Origin of the sequence: Glycomyces sp. NPDC049804, assembly GCF_040674615.1 — a bacterium.
Classification (GTDB): domain Bacteria; phylum Actinomycetota; class Actinomycetes; order Mycobacteriales; family Micromonosporaceae; genus Glycomyces; species Glycomyces niveus.
On sequence record NZ_JBFAMQ010000009.1, the window covers coordinates 1 to 19,364 of the forward strand.

Annotated in this window: 17 protein-coding genes; 7 read left to right on the top strand and 10 right to left on the bottom strand. The window is 69.6% G+C overall.

From position 1 onward, the window contains the following. Window positions 1-547: 547 nt before the first annotated feature. The gene (locus AB0K52_RS15835) at window positions 548-973 is read left to right on the top strand and encodes an OsmC family peroxiredoxin (protein ID WP_208495667.1); all 426 of its coding nucleotides are present in this window, start codon (window positions 548-550) and stop codon (window positions 971-973) included. A 204-nt stretch (window positions 974-1,177) separates the two neighbouring features. Further along, window positions 1,178-2,476 (top strand): lysine 2,3-aminomutase, encoded by a 1,299-nt coding sequence (locus tag AB0K52_RS15840; RefSeq protein ID WP_363532117.1) that lies wholly within the window; start codon window positions 1,178-1,180, stop codon window positions 2,474-2,476. Between the two features lie 64 nt (window positions 2,477-2,540). Here the strand turns inward: AB0K52_RS15840 and AB0K52_RS15845 are convergent, their stop codons facing one another. Beyond that, window positions 2,541-3,287, bottom strand: coding sequence for an NAD(P)H-dependent oxidoreductase (locus tag AB0K52_RS15845; RefSeq protein WP_363532120.1), 747 nt, complete (start codon window positions 3,285-3,287; stop codon window positions 2,541-2,543). A gap of 131 nt (window positions 3,288-3,418) precedes the next feature. Here AB0K52_RS15845 and AB0K52_RS15850 point away from each other — a divergent pair, with 131 nt between their 5' ends. Beyond that, complete coding sequence (locus AB0K52_RS15850; protein ID WP_363532123.1) at window positions 3,419-4,270, top strand: helix-turn-helix transcriptional regulator; 852 nt, start codon at window positions 3,419-3,421, stop codon at window positions 4,268-4,270. A 24-nt stretch (window positions 4,271-4,294) separates the two neighbouring features. Here the strand turns inward: AB0K52_RS15850 and AB0K52_RS15855 are convergent, their stop codons facing one another. From AB0K52_RS15855 to AB0K52_RS15865, 3 genes are read right to left on the bottom strand one after another with little or no spacing between them, the layout of a single operon-like run. Continuing rightward, window positions 4,295-5,164, bottom strand: a complete 870-nt coding sequence (locus tag AB0K52_RS15855; RefSeq protein ID WP_363532126.1) for an NAD(P)-binding domain-containing protein — start codon at window positions 5,162-5,164, stop codon at window positions 4,295-4,297. Window positions 5,165-5,193: 29 nt separating this feature from the next. After that, window positions 5,194-6,060, bottom strand: coding sequence for an NAD(P)-binding domain-containing protein (locus tag AB0K52_RS15860; protein ID WP_363532129.1), 867 nt, complete (start codon window positions 6,058-6,060; stop codon window positions 5,194-5,196). A gap of 59 nt (window positions 6,061-6,119) precedes the next feature. Continuing rightward, a complete protein-coding gene (locus tag AB0K52_RS15865; RefSeq protein WP_363532131.1) occupies window positions 6,120-6,983 on the bottom strand; it encodes an NAD(P)-binding domain-containing protein in 864 nt (287 codons plus the stop codon). A gap of 139 nt (window positions 6,984-7,122) precedes the next feature. Here AB0K52_RS15865 and AB0K52_RS15870 point away from each other — a divergent pair, with 139 nt between their 5' ends. After that, window positions 7,123-7,476 carry a helix-turn-helix domain-containing protein gene (locus tag AB0K52_RS15870; RefSeq protein WP_363532134.1) on the top strand — a complete coding sequence of 118 codons (354 nt, stop codon included), beginning with the start codon at window positions 7,123-7,125 and terminating at the stop codon, window positions 7,474-7,476. On the opposite strand, the gene AB0K52_RS15875 is transcribed toward AB0K52_RS15870, so the two are convergent. From AB0K52_RS15875 to metH, 4 genes are all read right to left on the bottom strand, one after another. Next, entirely contained in the window at window positions 7,473-8,027 is a 555-nt protein-coding gene (locus AB0K52_RS15875) for a DUF2087 domain-containing protein (RefSeq protein WP_363532137.1), read from the bottom strand. The two genes, AB0K52_RS15870 and AB0K52_RS15875, sit on opposite strands and share 4 nt — an antisense overlap. A 41-nt stretch (window positions 8,028-8,068) precedes the next feature. Beyond that, window positions 8,069-8,737 carry an HAD family phosphatase gene (locus AB0K52_RS15880; protein WP_363532140.1) on the bottom strand — a complete coding sequence of 223 codons (669 nt, stop codon included), beginning with the start codon at window positions 8,735-8,737 and terminating at the stop codon, window positions 8,069-8,071. A 74-nt stretch (window positions 8,738-8,811) separates the two neighbouring features. Next, entirely contained in the window at window positions 8,812-9,369 is a 558-nt protein-coding gene (locus AB0K52_RS15885) for a thymidine kinase (protein ID WP_363532143.1), read from the bottom strand. A gap of 91 nt (window positions 9,370-9,460) precedes the next feature. After that, window positions 9,461-13,015 (bottom strand): methionine synthase, encoded by a 3,555-nt coding sequence (gene metH / locus AB0K52_RS15890; protein WP_363532146.1) that lies wholly within the window; start codon window positions 13,013-13,015, stop codon window positions 9,461-9,463. A gap of 143 nt (window positions 13,016-13,158) precedes the next feature. Between metH and AB0K52_RS15895 the strand changes: the two genes are divergently transcribed. The 3 genes from AB0K52_RS15895 to AB0K52_RS15905 all read left to right on the top strand — a co-directional run bounded on the left by AB0K52_RS15895 (window position 13,159) and on the right by AB0K52_RS15905 (window position 16,689). Then, window positions 13,159-13,797: an MSMEG_1061 family FMN-dependent PPOX-type flavoprotein gene (locus tag AB0K52_RS15895; protein WP_363532148.1), complete on the top strand. Its 639-nt coding sequence runs from the start codon at window positions 13,159-13,161 to the stop codon at window positions 13,795-13,797. A gap of 140 nt (window positions 13,798-13,937) precedes the next feature. Next, on the top strand, window positions 13,938-15,920 hold the full coding sequence (locus AB0K52_RS15900; RefSeq protein ID WP_363532150.1) for a TPM domain-containing protein: 1,983 nt from the start codon (window positions 13,938-13,940) through the stop codon (window positions 15,918-15,920). 52 nt (window positions 15,921-15,972) lie between these two features. Continuing rightward, complete coding sequence (locus tag AB0K52_RS15905; RefSeq protein ID WP_363532153.1) at window positions 15,973-16,689, top strand: PspA/IM30 family protein; 717 nt, start codon at window positions 15,973-15,975, stop codon at window positions 16,687-16,689. A gap of 51 nt (window positions 16,690-16,740) precedes the next feature. Here AB0K52_RS15905 and AB0K52_RS15910 read toward each other — a convergent pair whose 3' ends face one another. Together AB0K52_RS15910 and AB0K52_RS15915 are read right to left on the bottom strand one after the other, a co-directional pair. Next, window positions 16,741-17,628: a phenylalanine 4-monooxygenase gene (locus tag AB0K52_RS15910; protein ID WP_363532155.1), complete on the bottom strand. Its 888-nt coding sequence runs from the start codon at window positions 17,626-17,628 to the stop codon at window positions 16,741-16,743. Between the two features lie 72 nt (window positions 17,629-17,700). Then, on the bottom strand, window positions 17,701-19,356 hold the full coding sequence (locus tag AB0K52_RS15915) for an enoyl-CoA hydratase-related protein (protein ID WP_363532158.1): 1,656 nt from the start codon (window positions 19,354-19,356) through the stop codon (window positions 17,701-17,703). Between the last annotated feature and the right edge of the window lie 8 nt (window positions 19,357-19,364).

Below are 19,364 nucleotides of genomic sequence, written 5' to 3' on the forward strand. Positions count from 1 at the left end.
GTACCAACCAGAAACCACCGAAACCTTGTCCGATCGTCCCAGTCAGCCCGCACGCTGACCATCCAAACACCCTGTTGAGTTCTCAAACAACACGCCAACTCAAGTCGATCCACTTAAAGGATTCGGCCTCAGCCGGAGCAACCCGAACAACATTACTAGTCTCGAACCGTGCTGTCTAACTGGGGGTCGTAGACCCTCGTCACACACGATTGAGCCTCTATGGAGTCTCAGGTGATCCCCGCGCCTCGATCCGGACCGCGCCATAGCTCCATGAGCTCGTCGCGTGCCTCCGTGATCTCCGGACCGGCCTCGTTTTCCTCGGCTGTTCCGTTCCCCCGCGGGCAAAGACAAATATACACACCCCCGAAGGGGCCAAATCCAGGGGGGTCACCTTCGGTTCAACGATACGCTTGACCAGCGGAGACATCAAGGACTTCCGTGAAGACGACTGCTGGGCCGCCGGGCCGGCGGCCGTCGCGGAACGTCTCTAGCTCGCAGGGTCTGCTGTTAGCCTGCGAGCGAAGGACTTCCGATCAGAGGAGAAGGCATGTCAGCCACTCGCAATGCACGCACCCGTTGGACCGGCGACCTGCAGGAAGGCAACGGCGTCACCAGCTTCGTGTCCTCTGGACTGCCGGACACGCCCGTCACGTGGGCCGCCCGCACGAACAACCCCGAGGGCAAGACCAGCCCCGAGGAGCTCATCGCCGCGGCGCACACGTCTTGCTTCTCCATGGCGTTCTCGGGCGCACTGGGGAGGGCCGGGTACACCGCGGAGGAGATCGTCACCGAAGCCGCCGTCACCTTCAAGCCCGGCACTGGCATCACCGACATCGCGCTGACAGTCAACGCCGTGATCCCCGGGATCGAGGACGACGAGTTCCAGACCATCGCGCAGGGCGCCAAGGAGAACTGCCCGGTGAGCCAGGCATTGAAGGCGGTCCCGATTTCGATCGAAGCGACGCTGGGCTAGGGTCGCCACAAACGCCTGAAAATTTCATATTCACGCACAGTGTGCGCGAAAGCATCGGGTGCACCATCCGTGGCCGATAAGTCACGGAGCCGACCGCAGGCGGCATCGCCTGTGAGCGGCACGGTCATCGTTGGTTTCGCGCACTTGTTTGTAACCAGGCCTGCCTGCCCAGTTGCGAACCGACATGCAGAGGAGGGGGTTCTCGTGACTGCTCCTGAAGACCACAACACCGGTAGGCGGTTCCACGCCTACACCATTCGCCACCTGGACGAGCTGCTCCAGAGAGCGCCCTTGAGCGAGGAGCAGCGGCTCCGGACCAGGGCGGTGGCATCAGTACTGCCGTTCCGGACGAACGCCTACGTGGTCGATGAACTCATCGACTGGGACGACCCGTTCGAGGACCCGATGTTCCGGCTGGTCTTTCCGCAGGAGGACATGCTGCCGGTCGAGGACGTCAACCGCATCGCGGCGCTGCTGAAGAACGACGCCTCGAAGCAAGAGCTCACCGCCGCGGCCAACGAGGTCCGGTTCAGGCTCAATCCGCACCCGGCCGGGCAGTTGGCGCTCAACATCCCGAAGGCCGGCGAGGAGCCGATCGCGGGTCTGCAGCACAAGTACCGGGAGACCGTGCTGTTCTTCCCCCAGCAGGGGCAGACCTGCCACGCGTACTGCACGTACTGCTTCCGCTGGGCGCAGTTCGTGGGGATCGCCGACCTGAAGATGGCGAACAACGACGTCGAGCAGCTGACGGGGTACGTGCGGGAGCATCCCGAGGTGAGCAGCGTGCTGCTGACCGGCGGGGACCCGATGATCATGGGCGAGCCGGTCCTGCGGCGGTACATCGAGCCGCTGCTGGAGATGGAGCACGTGGAGTCGATCCGGATCGGGTCGAAGGCGCTGGCGTACTGGCCGCAGCGGTTCGTGTCGGACCCCGACGCGGACGACACGCTGCGGTTGTTCGAGCGCGTGGTGGCGTCGGGGAAGAACCTGGCGTTCATGGCGCACTTCTCGCACCAGAAGGAACTGGATTCGGAGATCGTGCGGGAGGCGGTGCGCCGCATCCGCTCGACCGGCGCGGTGATCCGGACGCAGGCGCCGCTGATCAGGACGATCAACGACGACGCGGACCAGTGGGCCGGGATGTGGCGGACCCAGCACCGGATGGGGATGGTCCCGTATTACATGTTCGTGGAACGGGACACCGGGCCGCAGGACTACTTCTCGGTGCCGCTGGTGCGGGCGTGGGAGATCTTCCGCGACGCGTTCAGCCAGGTGTCGGGGTTGTGCCGGACCGTGCGCGGGCCGTCCATGTCCGCCACGCCGGGCAAGGTGGCGGTGGACGGGGTCGTGGAGATCGGCAAGGAGAAGGTGTTCGCGCTGCGGATGCTCCAGGCCCGGAACCCCGACCTCGTCGGGCGGCCGTTCTTCGCGAAGTACGACGAGACGGCGGTGTGGGTCGACGACCTGAAGCCGGCGTTCGCGGACAAGTTCCCGTTCGAGTAGGGCGGTAGGCAAGGCGCAAGGGCCGGAGCGGCCAACCGCTCCGGCCCTTTTCTGCGCCTGTCCGCTACTGGGCGACGTGCAGCGCGAATCCGGTGGTGCCCGGGGCTTCGCGGCCGGGCAGGAGGCGCTTGTGCTCGTCGTAGTCGTCCGTCTGCCTGCGGTAGGCGATCGGCTCGGTCTCGGCGAGGGTCTCGAGGCGCTCGCGCAGGTGCTTGACCATGTCGGCGTACTCGGACTGCCAGCCCGCTCCGGTGATCACCACGGGCGGGAGGATCGACATACCGGTGTAGAAGAGGACGCCGTGCTGGATCGGGAACAGCAGGTCGTTGATGTCGCCGTTGACGCCCCGGTCGGAGAGGTGCGCGTCGGCCGCGCCGGTGGTCACGACGATCATCGCGCGCTTGCCGGCGAGGACGCCGTCGCCGTAGCGCTTCCAGTCGCGGGAGGTGCCGTAGCCGAAGCCGTTGGCGAAGACCCTGTCCATCCAGCCCTTCATGATGGCGGGCACCGTGAACCACCACAGCGGGAACTGGAGGATGACGTTGTCGGCGGCGAGGAGCTTCTCCTGCTCGGCCTTGATGTCAGGGGCCAGCGCGTCCTTCTCCCAGGCTTCGGCGGCGGCTTCGATGAAGCGCTCGCTCTCGGTGGGGCCGAAGTCGTCGAAGTCGGCTACGGCCTTGAAGTCCATGGCGTAGAGGTCGGAGACGGTGACCGTGTGGCCGAGGGCCTCGAGTGTCTGGACGGCTTCGTCGCGGAGGGCGGCGTTGAGGGAGCGGTTGTGCGGGTGGGCGTAGACGATGTGAGTTCTCATGCGGACCATGCTGCTGCGGTTGCGGAGGCACTGCCAGACGTCTGTTCGACCTGGGACCGTTCGACCCTAGGACTGACAGACCTAGGCAGTTTCGCTCGATCGCGGCGATACTTGCCGTGGAGGTTTGAGTGATGTCAGCTGATGCGACCGGTATCCACAAGCTCGAGGATGTCGCCGATCTGGGGAAGTTCCTGCAGGCGCGGCGGGCGCGGGTGAACCCGGCCGACGTGGGATTGCGGGAGGACGCGCGGCGGCGGGTGCCGGGGCTGCGGCGGGAGGAGCTGGCGCTGCTGGCCGGGGTGAGCGTGGACTACTACACGCGCCTGGAGCAGGGGCGGGCGAAGCGGCCTTCTGACCAGGTGCTCGATGCGGTGGCGCGGGCGCTGCGGTTGGACGAGACGACGCGGGCGCATCTGCACCGGTTGGCGGGGAACTCGCGGTTGAGCCCGCTGCAGGCGGGGGCGGGGGTGCGGCCGTCGCTGCAGACGATGCTGGCGGCGGTCGACGCGTTCCCGGCGTTGATCATGAACCACCGGCAGGATGTGCTGGCTTCGAACCGGTTGGCGCGCTTGCTGTACGGCGGGTTCGGGTGGGACCTGGAGGCGGGTCCGAACTTCGTGCGGCTGCTCTTCGACGAGGATTCGCGGGAGTACTTCCCGGACTGGGAGGCGGTGTGCTCGCACGAGACGGTGGCGCAGCTGCGGAAGATGGCGGCGCTGTTCCCCGAGGACGCGACGATGACGGCGCTGATCGGCGAGTTGTCGGTGGCGCACCGGGATTTCGCGGAGATGTGGGCGCAGGCCGAGGTGAAGGACTGCAACATCGGCTGGGTGCGGTTCGACCATCCGATCGTGGGGTTGCTGCAGCTGTACAAGGACCAGTTCCGGGTGGCGGACGGTTCGGGGCAGATGCTGGTGACGCTGACGGCGGCGCCGGGGACGGACGGGTACGAGAAGTTGGCGCTGCTGGGGGCGGGCGGGTAGTCCCCCGCCCCCGGGCGGCGCTGCCTACTTGATGGTGAGCTGCTCGACGACGCTGACCCAGTCGGCGGTGCCGCGGCCGGTGGCGGCGAGTTCGTCGAGGTGCTTCTTGAGCGGTTCGAGGAAGTCGGCGCTGACGCCCTGTTCGCGGCTGGCCGTGATGATCGAGGCGACGGCGGGCCGGGTGAAGGCGACGTCCTGGCCGGGGGCCGGGTCGTAGTTCCGCTCGTCGATGAGCGGGGCCAGGCTCTCCGTGACGGGCAGTACGGCGGTCAGCCAGTCGACGACGTCTTTGGCGGTCTGCGCGGCCGGGGCGCCGACGGTGCGCATCATGGCGACGGCTTGGAGAAGGCCGCCGAAGGCCTGGTACATGGCGGAGAGCAGTGCCATGTCCTTGAGCGAGGCCAGGCCCGCGTCGGTGCCTTCGTACTCGGCGGTGCCGAGGGTCTCGAGGGCGGGTTTGGCGATGGCGAAGGCGTTCTCGTCGCCCGAGTAGAGGAGGCGGGAGCCGGGCCGGCCGATCATCTCCGGGACGGCCATGATGGCGCCGTCGAGGTAGGTGATGCCGTGTTCGGCGGCCCAGGCGGCGGTGGCGCGGGCCTCGTTGGGCGTGGTGGTGGTGATGTTGACGAGGATCTTGCCTTTGAGCTCGGCGGCCGCGGGTTCGAGGTTGTCGTGGATGCTCTTGTGGTCCAGGAGGACGGCGAGGATGATGTCGCCGGACTGGACGGCTTCGGCGATGGTGGCGGCGGCGTTCGAGCCGGCTTGGACGTGCGGTTCGGTCTTGGCGGCGGTGCGGTTCCACACGGTGGTGGCGTAGCCGGTCTCGCGGAGGCGGGCGGCGATGGCCGAGCCCATGGCGCCGAGGCCGAGGATGGTGACGGTTCCCTTTGACATTGCTGGTCTCCCTGGTGGGTGCGGTCGGGTCAGTGGATGGTGAGGCGTTCGATGATGCGGATCCAGTCGCTGTCGCCGTGGCCGGTGGCGGCGAGCTCTTCGAGGAGCTTCTGGTGGGGCTCGAGGAGGTCGGCGCGGACGCCTTGTTCGCGGCTGGCGGTGATGAGCGAGCGGATGCCGAAGCGGTCGAAGTCGACGCTCTGGCCGCCGGTGTCGTAGGTGCCGCCGTCGACGATGGCGGCGAGTTCCCTGCCGTGCGGGAGCATGGCGGCGAGCCAGGTTTCGACTTCGCGCGCGGTGTCGGCGGCGGAGGTCCCGGCGCTGCGCATCATGGCGATGGCCTGGACGTAGCCGAGCAGCATGAGGTCCATGGCGGAGAGCAGGGCCATGTCCTTGAGCGACGCGATGCCCGGGTCCTCCCCCGTGTACTCGGCGGTGCCGAGGGTTTCGAGGACGGGCCGAGCGGTGTCGAACACGTGATCGTCGCCTGAGTAGAGGAGGCGCGCGCTCGGGTCGCCGATCGTCGACGGGACGGCCATGATGGCGCCGTCGACGTACGGGATGCCGTGCTCGACGGCCCAGGCGGCCGTCTCGCGGGCCTGGCCGGGCGTGGTCGTGACGAGGTTGACCACGGTGCGGCCCTTGAGGTCGGCGGCGACCGGGTCGAGGTGTTCGCGGACGCTGGCGTGGTCGAGCAGGACGACGAAGACGAGTTCGCCGGCGCGGACGGCTTCGGCGACCGTCGCCGCGGCGTTCGAGCCGGCTGCGACGTGCGGTTCGGTCTTGGCGGCGGTGCGGTTCCACACGGTGGTGGCGTGGCCCGTCTCGCGGAGGCGGGCGGCGATCGCCGAGCCCATGGCGCCGAGGCCGAGGATCGTGGTGGAGGGCTGGGTCATGATCGTGCCTTTCCGTGCGGGGCCGGGCCGGTGGGCCCGGCCCCGCGTCACAGTGCGGTTCAGTCGTTTCGGCTGAAGATCTGGTGGACGGGGACGACGCGTCCGGCCTGCTCGCTCGCGTCGAGGGCGCGCTGGTAGTACTGCTGGATGGTCTTGGTGATCTCGGCGTCGACGCCGGCCTCTTCGCTGGCGTCGATCACGTGCTGCGCGCCGGCGTGCATCATCTTGAGGTTCGCGAGGTCGCCCCAGCCGCCCTGCTTCGCCGCCTCGACGAAGAAGTGCGAGAAGTCCTTGAGGCTCTGCGGCTCGTTCTCGCGCAGGGCCATGAAGCGGTCGAGGTCGCCGCCGGAGCGCTCGATCATGGCCACCGCCTGCTCCAGGGAGATCAGGAACGCGTGGAACATGGCGAGGTTGGCCTGGTAGTAGAGCTGCGCGATGCCGTAGTCCTCGCCGAGGTACTCGGTGGGGCAGAGCAGTTCGAGCAGTTCCTGGAGTTCCTTGTGGAGAGCGGCGGGGCCGCTGACGTACATGCGGGAGACCGGGTGCTGGATGTCGTCGCTCTGGGTCATGTACGCGCCGGTGAGGAAGCGGGCGCCGCGGTCGAGAACCCATCCGGCGCCCTTGCTGGAGTTGGCCGGGGAGTCTGAGGAGAGGTTGACGACGGTCTTGCCGGCGAGGTCGGCGTGTTCGAGGACGCCGTACATCGCGTCGTAGTGGATGAGGGAGAGCAGGACCGTGTCGTTCGCGGCGACGGCGGCTGCGGCGGTGGCGGCGGGCTTGGCGCCGAGTTCGGCGAGGGCCTCGGCCTTGCCGGGGGTGCGGTTCCAGACGGTGACGTCGACGCCGGCGGCGAGGAGGATCTTGACGGTGGCCTGACCCATCGGGCCGAGACCGAGGACGGAGACGGACTTCTTAGCAGACATGTTGTGCCCCTTGATAAGTGGAGGTTCCTTGCGTCGCTTGACGAGATCCATCGTCGGTCGGGGCGGGTAGGATCGCAAGACCGCACTTGCAGGTGGGGTTACTTACCGGGACGTTCGCAATATGGTCGGGAGCGCAGCGATGCAGACGATGAGTGACACAGATCAAACGTGCGGGATGTCGATCGCGATCGATGTCGTGGGCGGCAAGTGGAAGCTGCACTTGATGTGGGTGCTCGCCGAGGGACCGGTGCGGTTCGGGCAGATCCGGCGCAAGCTCGACGGGGTGAGCGAGAAGGTGCTCGCGGAGAACCTGCGGCAGCTGGAGGCGAGCGGGGTGGTGCACCGCGAGCTGTACGCGGAGGTGCCGCCGCGGGTGGAGTACTCGCTGACGCCGCTGGGGCGCTCGTTGAACGAGGCGCTGGAGCCGCTGGAGGCGTGGGGAGACCGGCACCGCGACGAGGTGCTGTCGCGGGCCGATTTCGAAGTGCCCTAGCGGGCAGTGCCCTCAAGGGGCGGGGCTTCGCGGCGGCGGTATTCGCTGCCGCCGAGGTTGCGTTCGAGGAGGAGTTCGTCGATGAGGTCGCGGCGCAGCTGGAGCGGGTCGTGGTATTCGGCGGCGAGCGTCTCGTTGACCTCGTGCTCGGTGTAGACGCGGTCGAAGGCGAAGTGGCGTTCGGCGAGGTCGCGCAGGAGTTTGACGCGGGTGCGGCGGTTGACGGGGATCGTGGTGATGCGCCCGTTCGAGTAGAAGTGGGCCACTTCGGGGCTGACGCCGGGCGGGGCGTCGGGGCGGGCCTCGCGGGCGGCCGCGGCGGCGGTCTTGAAGGCCTCGGGGGCGGCGTGGACCTTGCCGTCGTCGCGGGTGACGAGGCCGGCTTCGAAGAGGCGGTGGAGGGCCTTCTCGGCGCGCGGATGGCGCGCTCGCAGGTCGGTGACGGTCGCACCGGATTCGGTGAGGACGATGTCGGCGAACACGCGGAGGCGTTCGGGGTCGGCGAGGGCCTTGACGATGAGGTCGCCGGCGTCATGCGATGGAACGGTCATGGGGACAGACTGGTGCCGGTCCCCCAGGGCGTCAACGCTTTTTAGCCGAGAGCGCGCAGGAAGGCCAGGTCGACGCCGTCGAGTGAGTCGACGCGGGGGACGTCGATCTCGGCCGGGAGTTCGACGTCGCCGGGGACGGCCAGGGTGACCGCGCCGGCGGCCAGCGCGGAGCTGGTGCCGGAGACGGAGTCCTCGATGACGACGCAGCGTTCGATGTCGACGCCGAGTTTCGCGGCGGCGGCGAGGTAGGGCACCGGGTCGGGTTTGGGGCGTTCGACCTCGTCGCCGCAGACGGTGAGGTCGAAGTTGCCGGGGCCGACGTGGCCGATGATGATGTCGGCGAGTTCGCGCGGGGTGGAGGTGACCAGGGCGGTCGGGATGCCGGCGGCGCGGCATTCGAGGAGGAGTTCGCGGGCGCCGGGCTTCCATGCGACGCCTGCGGCGAAGAGTTCCTTCATGCGGGTGCGCAGCCAGGTCTGGTGGTGCGGGGTCTCGGTGAGGGGGATGCCGAGGCTCTCGAGGAGCATGACGACCGAGGCGTCCTCGTTGGTGCCGACCATGCGGGAGCGGACTTCGGGGTCGAGGGCGCCGCCGAGGAGGCCGGCGAGTTCTTCGACACCGGTGTCCCAGATGATCTCGCTGTCGACGAGCGTGCCGTCCATGTCGAAGAGCACGGCTTGCGGGAACGCGGCTTCCGTTCGGTCAGTCACGGTGTCAACAGTACGGGCGGGGCCGGCGGGGCGGTCTGGTTCGCGGCGGGGCCGCGAGGCGGCTCACACAGGGGCTAGGCGAGGCCGGCGCGGTGGTGGCGGCGGCAGAGGACGGTGTAGGAGTCCATGTCGCCGACTTCGACGACGTCGCCGGCGAAGGTCATGACGCCGTCGCGGACGCGGGCGTTGTGGGTGCCGCGTTCGCCGCACCAGCAGTTGACGCGGACGGGGAGCTCTTCGACGCGGTCGGCGAGTTCGATGAGGCGCTGGGTGGCGGGGAAGAGGCGGCCGAGGAAGTCGGTCTTGAGGCCGAAGGCGTAGACGTCGAGGTCGAGGCCGTCGACGGCGTCGGCGAGGTGGTTGATCTGCTTGGGCGCTTCGAGGAACTGGACTTCGTCGACGATCACGTACGGGGGTTTGAGGGCGGCGAGGTCGTCGTAGATGTCGATCCCGGGTTTGACCTCGCGGGCCTCGTGGCTGAGGCCGATGCGGCTGGAGACGACGCCTTCGCCGCCGCGGTCCATGGAGGTGTAGACGACGCCCTGCCCGCCGAGGGAGTGGTGGTACTGGAGGGCGAGGGTGGACTTCCCCGCGTCCATGACGCCGAGGTAGGCGACGAGTTCGTGCGACATGGCACCTATGGTGCCGGGTGGGTGTCGCGGGGGTGAACGCGGCCGCGGGTTCGGTGCCCGGCGCCGCATGGGCACCGGGCACCTCCCGGGGTCACTTGGCGTTGAAGTAGCTCGCTTCAGGGTGGTGGAGGACGATCGCGTCGGTGGACTGCTCGGGGTGGAGCTGGTCCCCTTCGGACAGTTCGACGCCGATGCGTTCGGCGCCGAGGAGTTCGACGAGGGTCGCGCGGTCGGCGAGCTCGGGGCAGGCCGGGTAGCCGAACGAGTAGCGGCAGCCGCGGAAGTCGACGTCGAAGTAGCCCTTGAGGTCCCCGGGGTCCGCGTCGGCGACGGTGCCGCCGGACGGGAGGACCCATTCGCGGCGCATGCGCCGGTGCCAGTACTCGGCGAGCGATTCGGTGAGCTGCACGGTCAGGCCGTGCACTTCCAGGTAGTCGCGGTAGGCGTTGGCCTGGAACAGCTCGTTCGTGTACTCGGAGACCTTGGAGCCCAAAGTGACCAGCTGCATGCCGAGGACGTCGAGCTGGCCGCCGTCCTTGGCGCGGAAGAAGTCCGCGAGGCACAGGCGCCGGCCTTGCCGCTGGCGCGGGAAGGTGAACCGGGCGCGCTCGGAGTGGCCGTTCTCGTCGAGGACGACGAGGGTGTTGCCCTCGGAGTAGGCCGGGAAGTACGCGTAGGCGACCTTCGCCTCCAGGACGTTGTCCGTGGCGAGCCGGTCGAGCCAGTAGCGCAGGCGCGGGCGGCCCTCGGTCTCGACCAGCTCCTCATAGGAGGGGCCGTCGCCGCGGGCGGGCTTGAGCCCCCACTGGCCCAGGAAGGTGGCGCGCTCGTCGAGGAGCGCGGCGTACTCGGAGGTCTGGATGCCCTTGACGACGCGCGAGCCGTAGAACGGCGGGACCGGGACCTCGACGTCGGCGGCGACGTTGGATCGCACCGAGGTGTCGTTCAGGTCCGGGAGGGTGTCGGCGACCATCGTGGCCTGCTTGGCGCGGCGTTCGCGGCGCAGGGCGATCTTCGCCTCCTTCTCGGCGTCGACGATCGGGACGCCGGTGCGGCGGGCGGTCATGACCTTGTTCATGAGGTCGAGGCCTTCGAACGCGTCGCGCGCGTAGTGGACCTGGCCGCCTTCGAACATCTCGCGGAGGTCGTCCTCGACGTACGCGCGGGTGAGCGCGGCGCCGCCGAGGAGGACCGGCCAGCGCGTGTGCATCGAGCGGGCCATCATCTCGGCGAGGTTGTCCTTCATGATCACGGTGGACTTGACGAGCAGGCCGCTCATGCCGATGACGTCCGCCTGGTGCTCTTCGGCGGCGTCGAGGATGGCGTTGATGGGCTGCTTGATGCCGAGGTTGACGACGGTGTAGCCGTTGTTGGACAGGATGATGTCGACGAGGTTCTTGCCGATGTCGTGCACGTCGCCGCGGACGGTGGCCAGGACGATGGTGCCCTTGTCGGCCGCGTCGGCCTTGTCCATGTGCGGTTCGAGGTGGGCGACGGCGAACTTCATGGCCTCGGCGGACTGCAGGACGAACGGCAGCTGCATCTGGCCGGAGCCGAAGCGGTCGCCGACGACCTTCATGCCTTCGAGGAGGTTGTCGTTGATGATGTCGAGGGGCCGCTTGCCGTTCGCGAGGGCCTCGTCGAGGTCGGTGTCCATGCCGTTCTTGTCGCCGTCGATGATCCGCTGGGCGAGGCGTTCGTCCAGGGGGAGCGCGGCGAGCGCTTCGGCGCGGGCCTCCTTCGTCCCGGCGAGGCTGACGCCGTCGAAGATCTCGATGAGCTTCTGCAGCGGGTCGTAGTCCTCGGTGCGGCGGTCGTAGACCATGTCGAGGGCGACCTGCTTCTGCTCCTCGGGGATCGAGGCCATGGGCAGGATCTTGGAGGCGTGGACGATCGCGCTGGTCAGGCCCGCTTCGACGCATTCGTTGAGGAACACGGAGTTGAGGACCTGGCGGGCGGCGGGGTTGAGGCCGAACGAGATGTTCGAGACGCCGAGCGTGAAGTTGATGCCCGGGTAGAGGCGGGCGATCTCGCGGATGGCCTCGATGGTCTCGATGCCGTCGCGGCGGGTCTCCTCCTGGCCGGTGGAGATGGGGAAGGTGAGGGCGTCGACGAAGATGTCCTGGATCTTCATGCCCCACCTGCCGGTGAGGTCGTCGATGAGGCGGGCGGCGACGCGGACCTTCCAGTCGCGGTCGCGGGCCTGGCCCTCCTCGTCGATGCACAGCGCCACGACGCCCGCGCCGTGCTCGGCGACGAGCGGCATCATGCGCTGGTAGCGCGAGTTCGGGCCGTCGCCGTCCTCGAAGTTGACCGAGTTGACGATGCACTTGCCGCCGAGGGCTTCGAGCCCGGCTTCGACGACGTTCGGCTCGGTGGAGTCGAGCATGATCGGCAGTGTGGAGGCGGTGGCGAAGCGGGAGGCGAGCACGCGCATGTCCTCGGCGCCGTCGCGGCCGACGTAGTCGACGCAGAGGTCGAGCAGGTGCGAGCCGCCGCCGGCCTGCTCGCGGGCGATCTCGACGCAGCGGTCGTAGTCGGCGGCGAGCATGGCGTCGCGGAAGGCCTTGGAGCCGTTGGCGTTCGTGCGCTCGCCGACGTTGAGGATCGAGGCGTCCTGGAGGTAGGGGACGTGGTGGTAGGAGGAGGAGACGCCCGGTTCGAGGACGGGGGTGCGCTCCTTCGGCTTGACCACGTTCGCGGCCTCGGGGCCATCGGGGACGCCGCCGAGGCGGGCGCGGACGGCCCGGATGTGGTCGGGGGTGGTGCCGCAGCAGCCGCCGACGAGGCTGACGCCGAAGTTCTTGACGAACTCCTCGTGGGCGTCGGCCAGTTCTTCGGGGGTGAGCGGGTAGACCGCGCCCTTCGGGCCGAGGGTCGGCAGGCCCGCGTTCGGCATGACCGAGATCGGGACCGGCGAGTGGCGGGAGAGGTAGCGGAGGTGCTCGCTCATCTCTTCGGGGCCGGTGGCGCAGTTGAGGCCGATGAGGTCGATGCCGAGGGCGGCGAGGCTGGTCAGGGCCGCGCCGATCTCGCCGCCGACGAGCATGGTGCCGGTGGTCTCGACGGTGACCTGGGCGATGATCGGGATGTTCGTGCCGAGGGAGGCGTTGGCGCGCTTGGCGCCGATGACGGCGGCCTTGGCCTGGAGGAGGTCCTGGGCGGTCTCGACCAGCAGCGCGTCGGCGCCGCCTTCGATGAGGCCGGTGGAGCATTCCTGGTAGTGGTCGCGCAGGAGCGCGGACGGCGCGTGGCCGAGGGTGGGGAGGCGGGTGCCGCCGCCCATGGAGCCGAGGACGAAGCGGGGCCACTCGGGGGTGGCGTACTCGTCGGCCTTCCGGCGGGCGAGCGAGGCGGCGGCGCGGGCGATCTCGCGGGCGCGCTCGACGATGTCGTACTCGACGAGGCCGCCGTAGTTGGCGTTGAAGCTGTTCGTCTCGATGCAGTCGGCCCCGGCGGCCAGGTACGCGTCGTGGATGCCCAGGACGATGTCGGGCCGGGTGAGGCAGAGGATGTCGGTCAGGCCCTCGAACCCGTCGTAGTCCTCCATCGTGGGGTCGAAGGTCTGCAGCATGGTGCCCATGCCACCGTCGGCGATCACGACGCGGCGGCTCAGGACATCAAGGAAAAGGCTGTTCGCAGACACGGCTCAAGGGTACTGGCCGGTGCCGCCAAATGGGAATCGGGTTTCAGGGACTGGGAGTACCGCGAGGCGGCAATCGCGCTGGCCACGCCTTCGTACCGAGCGTAGGCTCGGTCCGTAACGGGATCGTTTGAGAAGGGACACACATGGGAGCCATGGAAATGGGCATGTGGACCGAAGTGACCGATCCGGAGGAGCTCCGCGAGATCGTCGGCGAGGTGATGCCGCAGGCCGCCACGAAGGAGCGCGCGAAGCTCCACGAGCGCGACCGCGAATGGCTCGCCGCCTCCCCCTACTGCGTGATCGCGACTTCCGACGCCGAGGGCAACTGCGACGCCTCCCCGAAGGGCGACCCGGCCGGGAAGCTCGTGCACGTCCTCGACGACTCGACCCTCGCCATCCCCGAGCGGCCCGGCAACCACCGGGTCGACGGCTACCACAACGTGCTCGCCAACCCCCACGTCGGCCTGCTCTCGCTCCTGCCCGGGCGGCGCGAGTCGCTGCGGATCAACGGCCGCGCCCGCGTCGTCTCGGACGCGCCGTTCTTCGAGGACATGGTCGTCAAGGGCCACAAGCCGATCCTGGCGCTCGTGATCGAGATCGACACGATCTACTTCCACTGCGGCAAGTCGGCCATGCGGTCGGGCATCTGGAAGCCCGAGACGTGGACGCCCGACGCCCTCCCCCAGCACCCCCAGCTCGTCAAGGAGACCCAGGTCGTCGAGGCCACGCTGGAGCAGCTGATCGACAAGTACGGGCCCAAGTACGAAGCGGGCCTGTACTGAGCGCGGCACCTGAGACGCCCTAGCCCGCCGATCCGGACACGGCGGGCTCTTTCACCGAACCGCGCAACCCACGAGGTTTCTTCCTTACGCTGAGATTCGCAATATCCGCAGCTCAGGGCAGGGAAGACACAGTGGCGCCGATGTCGGCAACAGTGAGGTACGCGGCGGCCGTACTGGCCGCCCTCGTGTTCGCCGTCTCCGGTGCCACCGCCGCGTTGGCGGTCGCGCCCATCGAGCTCGACTCCGGGGCCGTCACCGACCGCGTGGGCGCCGTCGGGGGCCGGGGCGCGGAGGTCGACGCCGCGATCGACCGGCTCAGGTCCGAGGCCGCGATCGGGCTGTACGTGGCGTACGTCGACTCGTTCTCCGGGTGGGCCCCGCAGGACTGGGCCGACCAGACCGCCGTGAACAGCGGTCTCGGCACCAACGACATCCTGCTCGCCGTCGCCACGGGCGACCGCCGCTACGCCTGGTCGGTCGCGTCCGGGTTCCCGCTGTCGGACTCGCAGTTGAACGAGGTCGCCACCTCGGCGATCGAACCCGAACTGTCCCAAGACGACTGGGCCGACGCGGCGATCGCCGCCGCCGACGGGTACCGGGCCGAGGCGGCCGGGGGGTCGGGCGGCGGGGGCGCGGGCTGGATCGTGCTCCTGCTCATCCTCGTCGCCGTCGCGGTCGTCGTGTTCCTGGTGTGGCGCAAGCGGCGCGGCAGGCAGGGCGCCCCCTCGGGCAAGCAGGTGCAGCGGATGTCGACCCAGGACCTCGACCGGGAGGCCAGCCGCCTCCTCGTGGAAGGCGACGACGCCGTCCGCACCAGCGAGCAGGACCTCGGCTTCGCCGTCGCCGAGTTCGGGCAGGAGCACACCGCCAAGTTCTCGGCCACGCTCGAGACCGCCAAGAGCGAACTCGCCGCGGCCTTCCGCATCCGCCAGTCCCTCGACGACGAAGTGCCCGAGACCGAGGAGCAGCGCCGCGCGATGCTCACCGAGATCGTCGACCGCCTCACCAAGGCGGACCAGGAGCTCGACGGCGCCGCCGCCGAGTTCGAGGAGCTGCGCGACCTCGGCCGCCGCGCGCCCGAGGCGATCGGGAAGCTCGCCGCCGAGGCGCAGGCCCTCGCCGAGCGCACGGAGCCTGCCAAAGAGGCTTTGGCGGCACTCGCGGCCGCGTACCCGGCGTCGGCGTTCGACACGGTCGCCGCCAATGCCGCCGACGCCGAGGACCGGCTCGGGTTCGCCGACCGGAGCCTCGCCGAAGCCCGGGAGGCGCTCGCGGCCGGCGAGAACGGGCGGGCCGCGGTGGGCGTGCGCGCCGCCGAAGGCGGTCTCGCGCAGGCGAAGCAGCTGCTCGACGCCGTCACCGGCCGGCAGACCGAACTCGCCGAGGCCGCCCGAGGACTGCCCGGGCTCCTCGCCTCGCTCAGGCAGGACATCGGCGAGGCCGAACGCAAAGCCGACGGCTCGCCCGGCGGGGAGCGGCTGCGCCGCGCCGCCGCGAACGCGCGGGCCGTGACCGAAGCGGTCGAGGCCGCCCAGGCGGCCGGGCCGCTCGACCCGCTCGACAGCACCCGCCGCCTCGAGCGGGCGCAAGCGGACCTCGGCGGGGAGCTGCAGGCCGTGCGCGACGAGCAGGAGCAGCGCGAGAGCGCGAAAGCGCAACTGGCGCAGACGATCGCGAACGCCTCGGCCACGGCGGCCGCGGTGGAGGACTACATCAACACCAACCGCGGCGGCGTCGGCACTGAGGCCCGCACCCGGCTCAACGAGGCGAACCAGGAGCTCGCCGCCGCCCGCGCCCTGGCCGCGGGCGATCCGGTGCAGGCCCTCGCGAAAGCCCAGCGGGCCGACCAGCTCGCCGCGGCCGCGTCGCGACACGCCCAGCAGGACGTGAACGACTACCGCAACCCGGGACCCGGCGGCGGGTTCGGGGGCGGGTTCGGCGGCATGGGCGGCGGCAACGCCGGCGCGATGCTCGGCGGGATCCTCTTGGGCGGCATCCTCAACGGCCCCGGAGGCGGGCGCGGCGGCGGGTTCGGTTCGCCGGGCTCGTCGCGACGCCGCGGCCCCTCGCCGGGGTCGTTCGGCGGCGCGGGCACCCGCAGGGGCGGTGGTGGCCGATTCTGACGACCGCGAGGGGCAAGGGACTACCGGAACGAACCGAAAGGCATGGGGAGCCATGACACAGAAGCAGTCGATCTTCGGCCGCATCGGCCAGCTGCTCAAGGCGAACATCAACGACGCCATCGACTCCGCGGAGGACCCGGAGAAGATGCTCGCCCAGATGGAGCGCGACTACAAGAACAACATCGCCGACGCCGAGAGCTCGATCGCCGAGACCATCGGCAACCTGCGGCTGATGGAGGAGGACGCGGCCGCCGACAGGGAGGCCGCGCAGGAGTGGGAGAACAAGGCCCGCAACGCCAGCCGCAAGGCCGACGAGCTGCGCGCGGCCGGGAACACCGCCGAGGCCGACAAGTTCGACAACCTCGTCAAGGTGGCCCTGGGCAAGCAGCTCGGGCTGGAGAAGGAGATCAAGACCGCCGAGCCGACCATCCGGGCCCAGCAGGAGGTCGTCGACAAGCTCAAGAACGCGCTCAACCAGATGAAGTCGAAACTCTCCGAACTGCAGTCCAAGCGCAGCAGCCTGGTCGCCCGGGCCAAGACCGCGCAGGCGCAGCGCCAGGTGAACGAGGCGATCGGCAGCGTCGACATCATGGACCCGCTCAGCGAGGTCAACCGCTTCGAGGAGAAGGTCCGCCGCGAGGAGGCGAAGGTCCGGGGGCAGGCGGAGCTGTCGATGTCCTCGCTGGACAAGCAGTTCGAGAGCCTCGAAGGGCTCGAGGACGACGCCGAGATCGAGGCGCGCATGGCCGCCCTCAAAGCCGGGAAGTGACGCGGCGGTCTCCAGCGGCCGGGCGGTGCCGCCCGGCCGCTTCACGTGCGCTTAGTCCCGCTCGGCCTTCAGGCGGGCGATCGAGTCGTCGTCGCAGGTCGTCCAGAACTCGCCCACGACGTCCTCGAGCTGCTCCATCGACCCCGCGTCGAACAGGTGGTCCTGGTACTTCGTGATGTCGTAGTCGATGGTGCCCATGGTGACCAGGTCGAGCGGCAGGATCTCCATGCCGCGGAACTCGTCGATCTCACCGTAGGAGGAGAGGATGCCCGCCCCGTAGGCCTTCAGGCCGTCCTTCTCGCTCATCACCCCGAACTCGAGGGTGAACCAGAAGACGCGGGAGACGAACTCGAGCGCGTCCTCGGAGTGGACCCGGCGGGCCGCCTCGCCCGCGGCGCGGTACAGCGCGGCGAAACGCGGCGAGGCGAGGGCGTTGGCGTGGCCGATGACCTCGTGGATGACGTCCGGCTCGGGCGTGTACAGCGGCACCGAGTGGTGGCGGATGTACTGGGTCGCGTGGAACTTCCCGTCGGCGAGCACCCCGTAGAACTCGCGCAGGGGCACGAGCCCCGCCGCGGGCAGGTAGCTGAAGCCGGTGAGCGGCGCGAGGGACTCGGAGACCTCGTGGAGCTGCGGGATGTGGTCGGCGGGAAGCTTCAGGCGCTCGGCGCCCTCCAGGTACTCGTGTACGGCCAGGGCTTGGTGCTTCACGGCGAGTTCGGCGCTGACCAGCCGCCAGATCTCGTGCTCGGTGTCGGTGTAGGAAACGGTCGGCATGGGTCGGCCGGGTTCCCAGTCCATTGCGAGGGCCGCGATGGCGTTGCGCCGCTCGCGGTACTCGGGGTCGGCGAAGCCCGGGTGGTTCTCACCCAGTTCCACGACGACCGTGCCGTCGGCGTCGGTGTTGACCGGCGCGAAGTACTGTCCTTCTTCGAACATAGGAACAGTCCATCAGGTGGGACGGCCGCTGTCAACGCGGTGGTGAGACTGGCAAGCCCTCTCCGGCCCCGACTAGGGGAAACGCAGCTTCTCCGGGGTCTCGGCCGGGGCCGACTTGCCCAAGAACGCGCGGCGCTTCGCGTGGAAGCCGTGCCGGTCGTCGAACATGTCGCGGGCCATCTCGGCCAGCTCGATGGTCTGGTAGTACGACAGCGGCTTCGACTCGGCGCGGCGGCGGGCCTTCGCGGCGAACATGCGCCCGCGCGTGACCGGCTCGTTGTAGCCGATCGCGACGGCGCGCAGCCAGCGCTGGAACTCGTCCCAGTCGCGGGGGCCGACCGCGCCGATGAGGCCGATCTGCTTGGCCTCGGCGGCGGAGATCGGGAGCTTGTCGCCCAGGAGGCGGGCGGCGGTGGCCTCGCCGACGCGGTTGGCGACCGACCAGGTGTGCAGTTCGGAGCCGTAGATGCCCATGTCGTAGTAGGGGTTGAGGACGGTGCCGTCGCGGGCGACGGTGACGTCGGCGCAGAGGGCGGCCATGACCCCGCCCGCGCCGGCGTTGGCGGAGAAGGCGGCGACGGTGAGCTGCTCGGCCTGCGCGATGGCGAGGCACAGCTCGTCGATGGCGTTGATGTTGTCCCAGGCCTCGGCGGCGGGGTCGGGGGCGGCGTCGATGACGCCGAGGTGGATGCCGTTGGAGAAGGCGTGCTCGGTGCCGGTGATGACGAGGATGCGGGTGTCCTCGGTGAGGGCCTTCTCGACCGCGCCGGTGAGGCGGCGGCACTGCTCGGTGTGCATGGCGCCGTTGTAGGAGCGGATCGAGAGGTACCCGATGTCGCCTTCGCGGCGGTACACGGACTCGGCGATGGCCTCGGGAGCGGGTTTGAAGGGCGCGCTGGAGGCGTCGATGACCATGGCGGCGGGCAGTTTCGGACCGCGCTTCTTCTCGAGGAGGGCGGCGTAGCCGACCCAGAGGGTGCCGCGGCCGGTGGCGAAGGCGATGGATTCGCAGTCGCGGCCGACGACGGCGCCGGGTTCGGCGCCGGTGTGCTCGCTGGTGGCGGCGGCGTCGAAGAGGCAGTAGGTGCGGCCGTCGATGAGGGCGGGCGCGCCGGGGGCGCCGTCGGCGGCGGCGATGCGGCGGGCGAGTTCGGTCGCTGAAGCGCGCCAGTCGAGCGCGAAGGCGTCGCGGCGCAGGAGCGGGAGTTCACCGGTTCCGGGGACGGGGAGCGGGAGTTCGTCGGCGGGGACGGGGCGCTCGCCGCGCTCGACCTTGCGCAGGACGGTCGCGACGCAGTCCATGGCGGCGTCGGCGACGCGGCTGTTGTAGAGCGCGGACTTGGTGACGCCCTCGGGGACGTCGAATGTGGAGCAGGCCCAGACGGGCCCGGCGTCCATCTCCTCGACCGCGGAGAGCGCGGTGACGCCCCAGCGGGGGCCCTGGCCGAGCAGGGTGTGGTCGAGGGAGGAGGGGCCGCGGTCGCCGACCGGTCCGGGGTGGACGATCACGGTGGTCCAGCGCTTCCAGACCTCTTCGGGCACACGGTGCTTGAGGAAGGGGCACAGGATGAGGTCGGGGTCGATCCGCTCGACCGCGCGGGTCAGCGCCTCGGGGGCGCGGTAGGCGGGGGCGAGTTCGACGCCGACCTCGTGCCCCTGCTCGCGCAGGGTGCACCAGACGCGCTGGGTGAGTCCATTGAAGGCGGACGCAAGCAGCAGGATCTTCAATTCGACTC